Here is a 14993-nt window from a genome sequence, read left to right on the forward strand (position 1 = left end):
CGCCGATGCGCATCGCGACCTGGAACATCAATTCGGTCCGCATGCGTCTGGACCTCCTCCTCCGCCTGATGGAGGAGGAGCAGCCGGACGTGATCTGCCTACAGGAAACCAAGGTGGTCGACGCCGACTTCCCGCTCGGCCCGCTGGCGGAGCGCGGCTATGTCCACGCCCACATCCACGGGATGAAGAGCTACAACGGCGTCGCCATCCTGTCGCGCCTGCCCTTCTCTTCGCACGACGTCCAGCACTGGTGCGGCAAGCAGGACTGCCGCCACGCGCTCGCCCATCTGCCGGGCGGGATCGAGCTACACTGCGTCTACATCCCCGCGGGCGGCGACATCCCCGACCCGGCGGTGAACGACAAGTTCGCCCACAAGCTCCAGTTCCTCGACGAGATGACCCACTGGCTGGGCGCGGAGCGGACGTCCGACCGGCCGATGGTGCTGGTCGGCGACCTGAACATCGCGCCCCTGGAACAGGACGTCTGGAGCCACAAGGAACTGCTGTCGGTGGTCTCCCACACGCCCATCGAGGTGGAAAAGCTGGCGGCGATGCAGGCCTCGGCCGGCTGGGTCGACGCCATGCGCCGCTTCGTTCCGCCGGAGGAGAAGCTCTACACCTGGTGGAGCTACCGGGCGAAGGACTGGGCCGCCTCCAACCGCGGCCGACGCCTGGACCACATCTGGGTGACGCCGCCGTTGGAAGGTGCGCTGACGGGCATCAAGGTGCTGCGCGATGCCCGCGGCTGGGAACCCAAGCCGTCGGACCATGTGCCGGTGATCGTCGACCTGGATGTCTAAGGGATGAGGGGGCCGTTGCGCCCCCTTACTCCAGCATACCGATGTTCATCCGCATCACCCCCGGCGTGCCGTCCTTGGCGATGCGGAAGATGTGGACGCAGCCGTTACGCAGTTCCTCCGCCGGGTCGTCGCGCATGTTCCAGCCGGTGGCGAGTGAATAGAGTGCACGCAGGATGCCATTGTGGGCGACGGCGCCAGTAGGGCGCCCGTCCGCTGCCAGATCGGCAAGCCAGGAGCGCAGGCGGGCCTGCACCTCGCGCGGACTTTCGCCGCCGGGCGCCTTGAAATCCAATCCCAGCCGGTCGTGGCGGGCCGGCATGCGACCATCGGCGCGCAGATCCTCGGTGCGCTGGCCTTCCCACTCGCCCCAATCCATTTCGACGATCCGAGGCTCCGGCGTGGGGTCCAGGCCGAGCAGCAAGGCGGTTTCCCAGGCCCGGCGCTTCGGGCTGGCGACCCAGCGCAGACCAGCCGACTCGGGCGGCAGGCGATAGCGGGCGACCCGTGCCCGGCCGGCGTCGGACAGCGGCTCATCGATACTGCCCTGGATCCGCCCTTCGGCGTTCCAGGCGGTCGGGCCGTGGCGGAGGATCAGCAGGGTGGTCATGACGGTACCAAGACGCGGGTGACGGGGATGCGCCCGGAGTTTAGCGCTTCGCCATCTTCTGCACCGGCATTTCCTTCACCTGGGCAAGGGCCACGCGGACGCGGGACAGATCCGGCGGCATGAGGGCAGCGGATTTCCCTGGAGCCTTGGCCGGCTTAGCCGGCGACTTGCCTGCCTTGGAGCCGGCATCTTTGGAGCCGGCATCGGCCAGTTGGACGCGGCCCTTGCCGCTGCCGCTCTTCTGGGCCAGAGCCTGGGCTCTGGCGCGGGCACGGGCCTGCGCTTCCAGGATCTGCGGAGCGCGCGGCTCACCGCTCTTCGGCGTCCAGGTGCGGAAGGGGCCGGTGTCGACATGGACATGGCCCGTATGGGCGTACATCGCGTAGCCGCCACGCTGCATCGCCGCCGCTTCCTCCGCCAGACGCGATGGCGGGATGCCGGCGATGGAGAAGTCCGCCGCCTGTCCGCGCATGTGGTAGGAGTTCTCGGCGACGTTCGGATTCGTCCGGGCAAGGCTGGCGTTGGTGGCGCTCGACCGGTAGCCCGAGGTGATGCGGATCGGTGACTCAGGCGGTGCACCGACGCGCTGGCGCAGTTCCACCAGCATATCGACCAGGGCGGCGTCGACCGGGATTACCTCGTCGCTGCGGCGGTCGCGGAAAAGGACGGCGATCTCGCGCATCGCGGCCGGATCATAGCCGTCGCCGGGGCGCCAGTAGGTGACGGACGTGGTCTCGCCGCTGGCGGGGTGGTGCAGGACCACGCTGCGCGGCCCGTCGTCCTGCTTCGCGCTTTCCAGCGGCGGCGTGGTGGCGCAGGCGCCAAGCTGCGTCGCGACGGTCAGAACGGCAAGCATCCCCAAGGCACGACCGGTCATGCGCATCGCTTTCCCCCGAGCTTTGCACGCTTCAGCGACCCCGCCCGCCCCAATCGTGGCGGGGTTGCACACCGATCTAATACCAAGATTGTCACAGGAGGCCAGTGCGACAAAGCAGCCTGTGACGCATTGAGCACGCACAAGCGCTTTTGCTCAGTAGATCGGATTGTTTTGGATTCAACCGGTGCGGAGCATGCCGATCCTACAGCGACAGCTCCATCCCTTCGCGGGCGACCAGCGAGCCGGGGCGCATCGCCTCTGCCTCCGCCGCGATGGTGTCCAGCGCATCGTCGGTGCGGGCCGGGTCGTGGTGGAAGATCACCGCACGACCGACTCCAGCGGCCTCGGCCAGTCGCAGGCATTCCTGCCAGGTCGAATGGCCCCAACCGACATGCGACGGGTATTCGGCGTCGGTGTAGGTGCTGTCATACACCATTACGTCGGCGCCGCGCAGCAGCTCCAGGATCACCGGGTCGCGTCCCTTGGCCGGATGTTCGGTGTCGGTCAGGATGCACAGGCTGCGACCGCCATGCTCCACCCGATAACCGGTGGCGCCGTCGGGATGGTTCAGGCGGCAGGTGCGCACCACAACTCCCCCGGCTACGCCCTCCGCCGCTCCAGGGGCCAGCTCCAGCGTCTGTCCGGCCTGGAAATCGCGGAACTGGCAGTCGGCGCGGAAGATCTCGACCGGCACCGGGAACAGCGGCGCCGTCATCATGTCGGCCAGCACGGTGCGGAAGGGCCGCTCCGGCGGCAGATGCCCGGCCCACAGCCGCAGCCGGCTGGTCGGATCGAAGGCTGGCGCGAAAAAGGGCAGGCCGCTGATGTGGTCGAGGTGGCTGTGGGTCAGCAGCAGGTCGATGTCCACCGGTCCGCCGTCGCGCGCCAGCGCTTCGCCCAGCGAGCGGATGCCGGTGCCACAATCGAAGACGATGTGGGCCCCGCCGCAACGCACCTCGATGCAGGCAGTGTTGCCGCCATAGCGCACGGTCGCTGGGCCGGGCGACGCGATGCTGCCGCGCACGCCCCAGAAGCGTACGGTGAATTGGGTCCCCCCGGCCTTTTCAGGAGCGGGCGGTCGCACGGAATCGATGGCGGCACAAACAGTCATGACGACGCTATCGTGGCGGCCAAGCCTGTCCAAGTCTAGTAAATCTCTCCCGTCCGTTTCCCTTTCGGGCGGCTCCCTTGGATATCGGGTAAGGTGTTGGAGCGCGACGTGTCGCGAGTCGGCACCTTACGAAGGGCATCTGTCCAAACCCATAAGATGTGGTAGGTTGGGGCACGTCGCGCATTGCGTGGCATGACCTTTCCAGGGTCCCCGCGCGGGTGGGGACCGGCTCCGGCGGAACCCGACGCGGATGGATCCTGACAAGCTCGCCAAAGTCCTCGCCATGGCCGAGTCGGAGCATCAGGGCGAGGCGCTGTCCGCACTGCGCGCCGCCCGCATCATGTTGTCCCGCGCCGGCCTGTCCTTCCGCGATCTGGCGGAGCGCGCACGCACGCCAGTGCCGCCTGCACCCGAACCGCCGCCCACCGTCCAGCCGTCCGAATCCGCCTCTGCGCCGGCACCGCCGCCGCCGCCGGACGAGCTGGTGCGCGGCCTGCGCCGACAGGTGAAGGATCTGGAGCTGGAACTCGCCACATTGCGCCGCCAGCTGGACAAGGCGACTGGAGACGCCGACCGCCAGCGCGAGGAGGCCGACCGCTGGCGCACCCTAGCGCGCGAAACGGCGGAAAAGCTGTGGGACATGGGCAAGGCGTTGGAGCGCAAGCATTCCCGTCATGCCGACACTGATAAGCGGCGTGCCGTTCTGGAACTGTTGCAGGATCCCGGCAGCGCCTTGCTGTCGGATCGCGAGATCGCGCGCCGCGTCGGCGTGTCGCCGCATGACGTCGCCCATTGGCGCCGACGGATGGCGATCGTCGGGCGCAAGCTGCGGCTGCTGCCAGTGGTGCCGCGTGGCCGCGGTTTGTGGGGCGGACCTTCCGCCAGCGGACTGGGCGCGGCCCGGCTGGGCAAGCATCCACCCAAACCCCAGTCGAGGGAGCGCGAACGCCACCGCTGGCTGGGCTTCGCCGGCGAGGTCACCATTGCCGAGCGGGGAAGCCGGCGGGGACTGGCCTCCGTCGGGCGGTGACTGGTGGCCTCAGGGCACCAGACGATAGCCGCCGGGCTCCGTAACCAGGATACGGGCGTTGGACGGGTCGGCCTCGATCTTCTGGCGCAAGCGGTAGACATGGGTTTCCAGCGTGTGAGTGGTGACCGCGGCGTTGTAGCCCCAGACCTCCCCCAGCAGGGTTTCGCGCCCGACCACCAGATCGCCGGCCCGGTACAGGTACTTCAGGATCGCGGTTTCCTTCTCAGTCAAACGGATCCTGCGGTTGGCCGCCTCGTCCAGCAGCAGCTTGGCGCCGGGGCGGAAGCTGTATGGGCCGAGGGCGAAGACCGCATCCTCCGTCTGCTCGAACTGGCGCAGTTGGGCGCGCAGGCGGGCGATCAGCACCCCCAGGCGGAAGGGCTTGGTCACATAGTCGCTGGCGCCGGATTCCAGTCCCAGGATGGTGTCGGCGTCGCTGGCCGAGGCGGTCAGCATGATGATCGGACAGCGCACGCCCTCGCGCCGCAGCAGCTTGCACACGTCGCGCCCGTCCATGTCCGGCAGCCCGACGTCGAGCAGGATGGCGGAGAAGCCGGCTCCAGCTTCGGCCGCCGCGCGGACCGCCTTCAGCGCGCCGGCGCCGTCGCCGGCCTCCTCCGTCTCGACCTCTTCCAGCAGCCGGAGCTGCTCCGCCAGCGACTGGCGCAGGGCGGTGTCGTCGTCGACCAGGAGGATGCGCTTTGCGATGGTCATGGGCTGCAAGGGGTACGAAGTCGGGAGGCGGAAGCCGCCGGTGGCAGGGCCGGGGCCGCGCCTTAGTAGCATGGCGCCGGTGGATTGTCGTGATGGCTTGTGGCGACCGGGACCTTACAGAACCGCCAGCAGCGCCACTGCTCCCTCCGTATCCGGGGCGGCACGGATGATCCGGTCGGGCAGGACGCCCAGTTCCCGCACCGCGTCGGCGATCGCGTCGTCCGGCACCGCGACGCGGCGCACCAGAGTCAGAGCCCTCTGTTCCAGATTGCGGCGCACCGCAGCTTCCTCGGCGGGCAGTCCCGGCTCCGCCCAATGCAGGCGCTCGACCAGCGCGGTGAAGCGCAGACGGAGGCTGTCGGCCGGCAGGCTGGCGGCGAGATTGGCCAAGGCGTTGCCGTCCAGCAGGACCGAGGCGCCGTCCGGTAACCGTGCCAGCGCTACGTCGGCCGCCAGGATCGCCGAGGGATCGACCTGCGGATGCGGGCCGGGCAGGGCGTGGAGCGTGATGCCGGCTCCGGCGGCGCGTAGTGCTTCGACCATGCGGCGGCTATAGGCGTCGGCTGGCAGATCGGCCGGCATGACCATGTGAAGGGAGTCGGGCAAATCCCAGTCCTGAGCGGGCGAGGGGGACGTCGAAGGGGTGATCACAGGGAAAATGCTCCCGATTTAAGGGCTGCGGTTCCCATCCTAGCGCCGATGCTCCTGGCGGCGGAGCGGCCCGTTGGGGGTGCCGACTCCATCTCCAATCCGGCCGGATATCCAGCTTGGCATCTGGCCTGATATGGCCCGACTGCGGCACGGGTTGGTCCTTGGGCCGGACAGGCTAGCGGGATCGTTGCGCCTTCGGCAACGGTGTGGCGCGCGGGAATTGCTGGACAGGGGCGCGCCACCTGCGCTTTGCTTCGCCCTCCGAACGCACCATGTCCCGTTTTTCGCGCCGGATTCGGTGCACCCGCTACGCAAAGCCGCTGACGATGCAAGCCGAACGCCCCTCCGCTGCCACTACGGTCACACTATCCCCCCCCGCGGCAGCTTCCAAAGCCGCTCCTGCCGCGGCTCCGATCGACGAGGCCGCCGTGCGCGCCGTCGACCGGGCGCTGGCCGCCCTGCGCCGGGGCGAGGTGGTGGCGATCGAGACCGCCGACGGCACTGTCGGCGCTGCGGTGTCGGTGGAATCGGTGGCGCTCGACGCGGTGGAGCGGCTGAAGGCGCTGACCGGCGGCGCCCCGCGGCTGGTGGTCACCCGCCGCCGCGCCGTCGTGCTGGGGTTGGCCTCCACCGACGCAGCGCAGCCGGTGAGCGACATCGCCTACGACCAAGCGCCCGGTGCTGCAACGGAGGCGTTCGGTGCCATGACGCTTGACCGGCCCGGCGGGTTGACTGCCGACCAGGCCCATGCGCTGGCCGATCCCGAACAGCACCCGCAGGCGCAGGATGCGCTGCCGGCCGGCCTGACCGCCAGCGAGGCCTGCCCCGGCAGCCGCGAGGCCGCCGCGGTGGACCTCGCCCGGCTGGCTCGCCTGCTGCCCGCCGCCATCACCGCCGACCTGCCGTCGTCTGTTCCGAGCGGCGTCCCAGTCAAGGCTGCGGCATGGGCGGCGGAGCATGACCTGCTGCTGGTGCGGGCGTCGGATGTCGCCGATTACCGTGTGCATGTGGTGCGGACCCTGCGCCGCGTCGCCGACGCGCGGGTGCCGCTGGTCGGGTCCGAGAACACGCGCATCTATGCCTTCCGCCCGGCCGATGGCGGGCCTGAGCATCTGGCCATCGTCATCGGCGATCCCGATCCGGCCCAGCCGGTGCTGGCCCGCCTGCATTCGGAATGCTTTACCGGTGATCTGCTGGGGTCGCTACGCTGCGACTGCGGCGACCAGTTGCGCGGCGCCATCGCCGAGATCGCCCGCCAGGGCAGCGGTGTGCTGCTGTATCTGGCACAGGAGGGACGTGGGATCGGGCTGGTCAACAAGCTGCGCGCCTACCGCATCCAGGACCGCGGCTTCGACACAGTGGACGCCAACGAGATCCTCGGCTTCGAGGCTGACGAGCGCGTTTATCTGCCGGCGGCGGAGATGCTGCGGCAGCTCGGCTTCGAGTCCGTCCGTCTGATGACCAACAACCCGGAGAAGCTGCGCCAGCTCGCCCGCTGCGGCATCGCGGTGGTGGAGCGGGTGGCCCACATCTTCCCCGCCAACGGCCACAACGAGGCCTATCTCCGCACCAAGGCGGAACGCAGCGGCCACATGTTCTGAACCGTCGGCCGGCTTGAACCACCGAAGCAGGCGGGGCAGGAAACGCCATGCCGGCCCGGCAGTTCTTGCCGGCCATGCCAGGCTGGGAATCGGATTCCGAGTGCTGACTGTCAGGAGCCTCCCGAATCGGGGGATTCCGCTCCGGATCGGGCGTGGGGGATTGGCACGCCGCTTGCTATAGCTGTGGTGACCACCGAGCCGGGAGACCGCCCATGGCCATCGACGCCACCACCATCGACAGCAGCACCGTTCAGCGTCCGGTGCCGCGCGAAAAGGTGTCGCCGGTCGTCAGCGATGGCCACAATGGCGGCCCGGTGGAAATCCAGGGCGACATGTCCTTCTGGGACTTCCTGGACATCATCAACCCGCTGCAGCACATCCCGATCGTCAGCACCATCTATCGCGAGATCACCGGCGACACTATCCAGCCATCCATGCGGATCATGGGCGACATGCTGTATGGCGGCGTGATCGGGGGCATGGCCTCCATCGCCAACGCGGTGGTCGAACAGGCGACGGGCAAGGACGTCGGCGATACGGTCATGGCCTCGCTCGGCTTTGGGGGCGGTGACCATCCCGCCACCACCACCGCCGTCGCGGACGTCTCGGGGGGGGCGGGGGCGTCCGGCTCCCCCGCGGAGCCGCAGCAGCCCACCGGCGGACTTGCCGCGGCGCTGGCTGCCGCCAAGCCGGCCGGCTTGGCCTCGGCACCGTCGACAGCCGCCACCGCAACTGGGCAGCCGATCCGGCTTATGGCGGCGTCACCACCCGCTTCGCCGTCCGCTGCCAAAGCAACCGCCTCATCCGCAGATGCGTCGCCGGCCCTGACTGCGCAGCTTGCGGCCGGCGCCACCCCACACCCCAGCAGGATGCCGGCACGCGACACCCCGCTGGCCAACTCCGCCCTGGCGAAACATGCCGCTCCGCGCTATGCGGCGCCGGCTCCGGGAGCAGTGACGGCCACCGCCCGCTCTGCCGGTGCCACGGCGGCCAACGGAGGCCAGTCCCAGCCCGGCACAGGACAGCTCGGCACAGGACAGCCGGTCGCCGCCCAGCCGGGCGATGCCGCTCCGGCCGCAGGTCCGGCTCCGGTAACGCCGGATATGCTGTCGGAGACGATGATGCGCAACCTTGCCAAGTATGAGCAGTCGCGCAAGGCGGCGCAGACGGCCACCAGCACCACGCGGGTATCGGGATGACCATCGAAATCACCGTGACAGCGGACCGTCCCGGCCCCGGCGTCGTCGGACCGGTCACTACCGGCCGTCTGCGCTGGCCAGGCGGGGAGGCCCCCTGCGTTCTGGGCCGCGGCGGCGTTCGTGCCGACAAGCGCGAGGGCGACGGCGCCACCCCCGTCGGCCGCTTCCCACTGCGCCGCGTGCTGTGGCGGGCCGACCGGCTGCCGCCGCCGGAAACCGCTCTGACGCTCCACCCGATCGCCGAGCAGGACGGCTGGTGCGATGCGCCGAAGGATTCCGCTTACAACCGTCCGGTCACCCTCCCCTATCCCGCCAGCCACGAGGAGATGTGGCGGGACGACCATGTCTACGACATCGTGGTGGTGATGGGGCACAACGACGACCCGGTGGTCCCAGGGATGGGCAGTGCGGTGTTCCTGCACCTCGTCCGTCCCGACCGGACGCCGACCGCCGGCTGCGTCGCGCTGGCGTTAGGCGACATGCTGCGCCTGCTGAAGGACTGTGCGCCGGGCAGCACGCTGAGCGTCGCCGAGCCGGCCGCCTGATGCTGCCTGTTATTGGGGTGGGTAGGGGCGTGCGCCGAAGATGGCTGTGCCGACCCGCACATGGGTGGCGCCGAAGCGTACGGCGGTCTCGTAATCGCCGCTCATGCCCATGCTGATCTCCGGCAGCCCAAGCCGGCGCGCCATCCCTTCCAGCAGGGCGAAATGCATCGCCGGCTCGTCGTCCACCGGCGGGATGCACATTAGCCCGGTGACCGGCAGCCCAAGCCGGTCGCGGCAGTCGGCCAGGAAAGCCTCGACCTCCGCCGGGGCGATGCCGGCCTTCTGCGGCTCCTCGCCCGTGTTCACCTCGATCAGGCAGCGTGGACGGCGGCTGGTCCTGGCCATCTCCTCCGCCAGCGCCTCGGCCAGCTTCGGGCGGTCCAGGGTCTGGATCACGTCGAACAGGGCGACAGCGTCCTTGACCTTGTTGGTCTGCAATGGACCGATCAGATGCAGCTCCAGGTCTGGGAAGCGTTCCTTCAGCGTCGGGAACTTGGCCTTGGCTTCCTGCACGCGGTTCTCGCCGAACACGCGCTGGCCGGCGGCGAGCGCTTCCTCCACCGCTTCGGCCGGATGGGTCTTCGACACCGCGACCAGAGTCACGGCGCCGTCGCCGCGTCCGCAGGCCGACGTCGTTTCGGCAATGGCGCGCCGCACCGAGTCGAGCCGTGCCGTCACGCTGTCCGCGATCACGGAACCGCTTGGTTCGGCCCCGGTTTGCGTATCTTTGCCAGTGCCCTGCGTCGTCGTCATGGCCGCCCCCAATCCGGTCGCTGCGGGTGTACAGCGCTTCCGCGGCGTGTTAGCGGACGGTCCGCGGAAACGCAAGCGCCCCAAGCGACCACGCCCGCCGTCCCTGAAGTCGCTGGCGGAGTCGCTGGTGGATCCCCAGCGCGGGCATCGTCATCGTTTTGCATATCGAGGAGACCTCCGCATGCGGAGTCCGTTTCGTTCCCTGCTCTCCGCCCTGACGCCGGCCATCCCCGCCGGCCTGTTCGCCGCCGCGCTGGCCGCCGGCTGGTGCGCCGCCGTCGGCCCGGCCCATGCCGAGGAGCCTCCGAAGCAGGCGCCCAAGACCGCCGCCCAGGCCAAGCCCGGTGCCAAGCAGAAGGCGGCCAAGGTCATGCTGGGGTCGCCAATGACCAAGGTCCGCTTCAGCGAACCGGCATACCCGCTGACCGACGATGGCACCTATCGGAGCTTCATGGACAAGATCCTAGAGGAATATGGCCGCCGCTGCGTGCGGCAGGAACAATTCGGCTGGGAGGTCGCGAAGGACGACCAGGAGCGGCTGGATTACATCTTCCAGGGGACCATGACGAACTACGGCCGCATGGGCTATCTGCTGGGCGAGATCCACCCCAAGTCGGTTACCGACCCGGAAACCATCGCCTTCCTCGGCGACCGCGATAAGGAACGCTATCTGCTGGTCTGGACACCGCTGGAGTCGTCGGTGCTGTTCATGATGTGCGATACGGCAAACAAGGACGCCAAAACGGCTCCCAAGAAATAGGCCGGTCCCGGAAAACGAAGAAGGGCGACGGATTTCTCCGTCGCCCTTTTCGTATCCGCTGCCGGAAGCCTGCCGCTTAGAAGGCGAAGCGGGTATCCCACAGGACGATGTTGGCGTCGTTGTTCACGCCGCCGACCTTGTTGTCGAGATAGCTGTATTCCAGACCCGTAGTCAGGCCCGGAGCCACGGTGTAGGTCACACCGGCCTGCCAGACATGGGCGCGGGAGTTCAGGCCGGCGAAGTTGCTGTCGATGCCCTTGGCATCCGTGTAGGTCGCAGCCAGGATCACCGAATCGAGGGTGTAGTTGGCGCCGACAATCCAGATCTGCTGGTCGTCCACGCCGCGGGTTCCCTTGGCATAGCCGCTGTCGCCGCTGAAGGCATAGCTGCCGCCGACCTTGAAGCCGGCATAGGACACATTGGCGCCGACATGGGCCGAGGACAGATCCTCAAGCCCGCTGGCCGCCTTGGCGAACTGGTAGGCGGCGCTCGCCTCCAGACCAAAGCCGTCGAACTCGCCCTTGTAGGTGGCCTGAACCTCGCCCATGTCGCGATAGACGGTGCTGTTCTTGCGACGATTGATGTCGGTGTTGCTGCTGCCATACACCGGGGTGTAAGCGGCACCGACCTGGAAGCCGGCGAAGCTCGGCGTCAGGTAGATGATCTTGCTGCTGGCGTCGCCCGACTCCAGCGTGCGCAGGCTGCCCAGCACATAGGGGGCGCCGTTGGCGTTCGCGTAGTAGTTCAGGAACTGCGCATCCGGCGAGCCTTCGATGCCTTCGACGTTCGGGCCGATGATGCCATATTCATCCGACAGGCCGTTGATCACGCCCGCCTGGATGGTGCCGAAGCCGCCGTTCACGAACATGAACGCGCGGTCGCTGTCGGTGCTGCGGTTGTTGTTGGTGCCGCCGGCGGCACGCAGGCGCAGGCGGGCGCCATATTCCAGGCCGTTGTCGGCCTTGGCCGTCGGGGTGACGGTCAGGCGGAAGCGGTTGGCGAACTCAGTCTTGCGCAGGCCGGTGTTATCGTCCTGGTCGACATAGGCGCCCTGGAAATAGGCGTCGCCGCCCAGCAGGATGTCGAACTTGGACTGGGCCGAGGCGGTGCCGCAGCCGGCGGCGAGGGCAACAGCGGCGCAGCCGATGACGAGAGAACGCTTCATGGGTGTCATCCTCGGTGCATGCGTCCCGTCAGGCCGGGGCGCGAGCGGTGTCTGGTGCACCCTGATTTAGTCCCGCCCCCAGTATGCGGACAAGTGGCCGCGAGAATGGAAGTCACCTCATTCCAAGAACAGTGGCGGGGAAAACACGGAGCCCCGGATGATGTAAATTCATATATTAAATACTTTGCGCTTTATTGGATGGTGCTTGTGCGCAGTTGCCCCAATTTTTGCGCTAAAGAGCTACCCTTTTGGAGTGGAATGGAGTGCGCGGCGGTGCGCCACGCAGCGCCGCATTTCCAAGCTGAAGATGGACAAAAAAAGAGGCGGCGGATTTCTCCGCCGCCTTCACGTTTGCTGCCAGGAACCCGTCCCTTAGAAGGAGAAGCGGGTGTCCCACAGAACGATGTTGGCGTCGTTGTTGCGACCGCCCGACTTGTTGTCGACGTAGCTGTACTCCAGACCCGTGGTCAGGCCCGGGGCCACGGCATAGGTCACGCCGCCCTGGTAGACGTGGGCACGGGCGTAATCGGCGGCGGTGGCGGCACCGGTACCGACATTGGCGCCCTTGGCGTCGGTGTAGGTGGCGGCCAGGATGACCGGGCCGATGGTGTACTGGGCACCGACCAGCCAGACCTGGTTGTCGTCGACGCCGCGATGGCCCTTGGCATAGCCGCTGTCGCCGCTGAAGGCATAGCTGCCGCCGATGGCAAAGGCGCCGTAGGTGATGGTGGCGCCGGTGTGCACCGACGACAGGTCTTCGAAGCCGGTCGGGGCCTGGGCAAACTGGTAGGCAACGCTGGCTTCAATGCCGACGCCGCTGAAGGCGCCCTTATAGTAGGCCTGGATTTCACCCATGTCGTTATAGGTGACGTTCTTGCGGCGCTCGATGTTGGTGTTGCTGCTGCCGTAGGTCGGGGTGTAGGCGGCGGACAGCTTGAAGCCGGCGAAGCTCGGGGTCGAATAGACGATCTTCGTGCTGGCGTCGCCCGACTCGAGGGTGCGCAGCGAGCCGACGACGTACGGCAGCGAGGTCACGCCGTAATAGTTAAACACCCAGCCGTCCGGGCTGCCCGAGATGCCGTCGACGTTCGGGCCGATGACGCCCGAGTCGTCCGACGGGCCGTTGATGACGCCGGCCTGAACCGAGCCGAAGGAGCCGTTCACGAAGATGTAGGCACGATCGGCGTCGGTGGTGCGGACGTTGCTGGCGCCGTTGGAGGCGCGCAGGCGCAGGCGGGCGCCGTATTCCAGGCCGTTGTCGGCCTTGGCCGTCGGGGTGACGGTCAGACGGAAGCGGTTGGCGAACTCGGTCTTGCGCAGGGCGTTGTCGTTGTCCTGGTCGACATAGGCACCCTGGAAGAAGGCGTCGCCGCCCAGCAGGATATCGAACTTCGACTTGGACTGGGCCGAGGCGGTGCCGCAGCCGGCGGCGAGGGCAACGGCTGCGCAGCCGATGACGAGAGAGCGCTTCATGGATTGTCCATCCTTGTGCGTACGCCCCGTTTAACTGGGAGCGCGCGGTTGTCTTATGGTTACGACTTAACCGCGCGCGGCTTCTCCGGACAAGAGGCAAACTGCGTTCTCTTCACGCATTCGCAACATAGTTGCAGCAAAACCACACAGTTAAGCCGTTGAAATTGCAAAGAAAAAGGCGAGCGCCCCATTTCTGGCCTGTTTCGCGCCTGCAAACAGGGCGCAATGCCCAAACGACGGGCGCAAAAAAAGGCGGTGGCCGAAGCCACCGCCCTTTCCGTCCGTTTCCGGATGTTCGATCGAAAGATCGATTAGAACGCCAGGATCGAGCGGACCAGCACAACGTTGCCCTTGTCGTCCTGCAGCGAGGCGTCGTTGTCGACCTTGAAGTAGTCGTACTGAGCCTGCACGGTCAGGCCCGGAGCGACGGTGTAGCCGACACCGATTTCGAACACCTGCAGCTCGCGGTCACCGACGGTGGTGAGCGAACCGGCGTCCTTGCCGTTCTTGTAGTTGGCACCAACCACGATCGGGCCGGTGGTGTACTGAGCGCCGACAACCCAGTTGCGGGTATTCTCGGTGAAGACGCCCGGACGCTTGTTCTGGCCCGACTTGCCGTAGTCGATGTAGCCGCCGCCGAGGCTGAAGCCGGCGTAGCCGACCGAGGCGCCGACCTGCCAGGCATTCAGGTCCTTGTAGTTCGAACCGGCGACGTCGTCGACCGACTTGCCCCAGTTGTAGCCGGCGCTGGCCTTCAGCGTCACGCCGCCGAAGGTGTTGTTGTAGTTGGCGCCGACTTCGACGATGTCGGTGTAGGTACCGTTGGCAGTGCCAGCGAACGTGCCGACCGGCTTGACGCGGTTGATGTCGGTGGCCGAGCTGTCGTTGCGCGGGGTGTAGCTGGCGCCAACCTGCAGGCCGGCGAAGCGCGGCGAGAAGTACACGATCTTGGTCGAGTTGGCTTCCGCCACCAGCGACTGGGTGATGATCGTGTTGCCGTTGGTGACGGTGTTGGCGGCGCCGCTGGAGATGCCGTTGGCGGTGGTGCCAATCCAGGCCGGCAGGGCGTCATAGATGCCCAGCGGCAGATAGTCGAGCGGGGCAGTGGTGTAGGTCTCGTCGTTGAACGAGTTGGTCACACCGAGGCGGACCTGACCGAAGGAGCCCTGCGCGAAGATGTAGGCGCGGTCGGCGTCGGTGTTGCGGGCGTTGTTGGTGCCAGCGTTGGCACGCAGACGCATGCGCGCACCGTACTCCAGACCGTTGTCGGCCTTGGCGGACGGGATGATGTTGATGCGCATGCGGTTGCGGAATTCGGTCGAACGCAGGCCGGAGTCCAGATCCTGATCGACGTAGCCGGCTTCGAAGTAGGCGTCGCCGCCGATCTTGACTTCGAACTTGGCCTGGGCGTTGGCAGCGCCAGCGCCGAGGGCGAGAGCGGCGGCGGCGGCGCCGGCCAGCAGATAACGGTTCATGATTGTTGCCTCCATCCTGGCAGCAGATGTTTCAGCCTGGTTGACGTCCTGGCTGAGACTTTCGTACGCACCCCCGCCCCTGCCAGCAAGCGGCAAATCTCCGGAATTGCTGCATTGGGGGGACAGTGTGTCGCACGGAGCACACTGAGAAGAGCCGGCTTGCAGGCCCGCCACAGTCGAAGCCGGAAGGTCCCGCCTGTCGTCGTCCCGTCGTAACGGGGCCGGGGCAAAG

15 protein-coding genes are annotated in these 14993 nt (G+C 67.5%); 6 read left to right on the forward strand and 9 right to left on the reverse strand.

Features of this window, described 5'->3' with window-relative positions:
* The first annotated feature begins 5 nt into the window (after positions 1 to 5).
* Entirely contained in the window at positions 6 to 800 is a 795-nt protein-coding gene (gene xth, locus J2848_RS19215; protein WP_149235412.1) for an exodeoxyribonuclease III, read from the forward strand.
* Positions 801 to 825: 25 nt separating this feature from the next.
* Here the strand turns inward: xth and J2848_RS19220 are convergent, their stop codons facing one another.
* From J2848_RS19220 to J2848_RS19230, 3 genes are all read right to left on the reverse strand, one after another.
* Entirely contained in the window at positions 826 to 1407 is a 582-nt protein-coding gene (locus J2848_RS19220) for a histidine phosphatase family protein (protein WP_149235411.1), read from the reverse strand.
* Between the two features lie 40 nt (positions 1408 to 1447).
* A complete protein-coding gene (locus tag J2848_RS19225; RefSeq protein WP_246194485.1) occupies positions 1448 to 2284 on the reverse strand; it encodes a YcbK family protein in 837 nt (278 codons plus the stop codon).
* A gap of 202 nt (positions 2285 to 2486) precedes the next feature.
* Positions 2487 to 3395 (reverse strand): MBL fold metallo-hydrolase, encoded by a 909-nt coding sequence (locus J2848_RS19230; protein WP_149235409.1) that lies wholly within the window; start codon positions 3393 to 3395, stop codon positions 2487 to 2489.
* Between the two features lie 250 nt (positions 3396 to 3645).
* Between J2848_RS19230 and J2848_RS19235 the strand changes: the two genes are divergently transcribed.
* Positions 3646 to 4425 carry a hypothetical protein gene (locus J2848_RS19235; protein WP_149235408.1) on the forward strand — a complete coding sequence of 260 codons (780 nt, stop codon included), beginning with the start codon at positions 3646 to 3648 and terminating at the stop codon, positions 4423 to 4425.
* Positions 4426 to 4434: 9 nt separating this feature from the next.
* On the opposite strand, the gene J2848_RS19240 is transcribed toward J2848_RS19235, so the two are convergent.
* Both J2848_RS19240 and J2848_RS19245 read right to left on the reverse strand, forming a co-directional pair.
* The gene (locus tag J2848_RS19240; RefSeq protein ID WP_149235407.1) at positions 4435 to 5139 is read right to left on the reverse strand and encodes a response regulator transcription factor; all 705 of its coding nucleotides are present in this window, start codon (positions 5137 to 5139) and stop codon (positions 4435 to 4437) included.
* A 114-nt stretch (positions 5140 to 5253) separates the two neighbouring features.
* Complete coding sequence (locus tag J2848_RS19245) at positions 5254 to 5745, reverse strand: glycosyl transferase (protein WP_246194483.1); 492 nt, start codon at positions 5743 to 5745, stop codon at positions 5254 to 5256.
* A 371-nt stretch (positions 5746 to 6116) separates the two neighbouring features.
* Here J2848_RS19245 and ribA point away from each other — a divergent pair, with 371 nt between their 5' ends.
* The 3 genes from ribA (at position 6117) to J2848_RS19260 (ending at position 9135) form a co-directional block, all read left to right on the forward strand.
* Positions 6117 to 7391, forward strand: coding sequence for a GTP cyclohydrolase II (ribA, locus tag J2848_RS19250; RefSeq protein WP_246194482.1), 1275 nt, complete (start codon positions 6117 to 6119; stop codon positions 7389 to 7391).
* Between the two features lie 212 nt (positions 7392 to 7603).
* Positions 7604 to 8590: a hypothetical protein gene (locus tag J2848_RS19255; RefSeq protein ID WP_149235406.1), complete on the forward strand. Its 987-nt coding sequence runs from the start codon at positions 7604 to 7606 to the stop codon at positions 8588 to 8590.
* On the forward strand, positions 8587 to 9135 hold the full coding sequence (locus J2848_RS19260) for a L,D-transpeptidase family protein (RefSeq protein WP_149235405.1): 549 nt from the start codon (positions 8587 to 8589) through the stop codon (positions 9133 to 9135). Before J2848_RS19255 ends, J2848_RS19260 begins: the two co-directional genes overlap by 4 nt.
* A gap of 9 nt (positions 9136 to 9144) precedes the next feature.
* Here J2848_RS19260 and J2848_RS19265 read toward each other — a convergent pair whose 3' ends face one another.
* Positions 9145 to 9888, reverse strand: coding sequence for a YggS family pyridoxal phosphate-dependent enzyme (locus tag J2848_RS19265; RefSeq protein ID WP_301311680.1), 744 nt, complete (start codon positions 9886 to 9888; stop codon positions 9145 to 9147).
* 181 nt (positions 9889 to 10069) lie between these two features.
* Here J2848_RS19265 and J2848_RS19270 point away from each other — a divergent pair, with 181 nt between their 5' ends.
* Positions 10070 to 10648: a hypothetical protein gene (locus J2848_RS19270; protein WP_149235404.1), complete on the forward strand. Its 579-nt coding sequence runs from the start codon at positions 10070 to 10072 to the stop codon at positions 10646 to 10648.
* 76 nt (positions 10649 to 10724) lie between these two features.
* Here J2848_RS19270 and J2848_RS19275 read toward each other — a convergent pair whose 3' ends face one another.
* The 3 genes from J2848_RS19275 to J2848_RS19285 all read right to left on the reverse strand — a co-directional run bounded on the left by J2848_RS19275 (position 10725) and on the right by J2848_RS19285 (position 14761).
* Entirely contained in the window at positions 10725 to 11813 is a 1089-nt protein-coding gene (locus J2848_RS19275) for a porin (protein ID WP_149235403.1), read from the reverse strand.
* Between the two features lie 372 nt (positions 11814 to 12185).
* Positions 12186 to 13286: a porin gene (locus J2848_RS19280; RefSeq protein WP_149235402.1), complete on the reverse strand. Its 1101-nt coding sequence runs from the start codon at positions 13284 to 13286 to the stop codon at positions 12186 to 12188.
* 311 nt (positions 13287 to 13597) lie between these two features.
* Positions 13598 to 14761 (reverse strand): porin, encoded by a 1164-nt coding sequence (locus J2848_RS19285; RefSeq protein ID WP_149235401.1) that lies wholly within the window; start codon positions 14759 to 14761, stop codon positions 13598 to 13600.
* Positions 14762 to 14993 lie beyond the last annotated feature (232 nt).

The organism is Azospirillum lipoferum, from assembly GCF_024170005.1.
GTDB classification, from domain to species: Bacteria; Pseudomonadota; Alphaproteobacteria; order Azospirillales; family Azospirillaceae; genus Azospirillum; species Azospirillum lipoferum.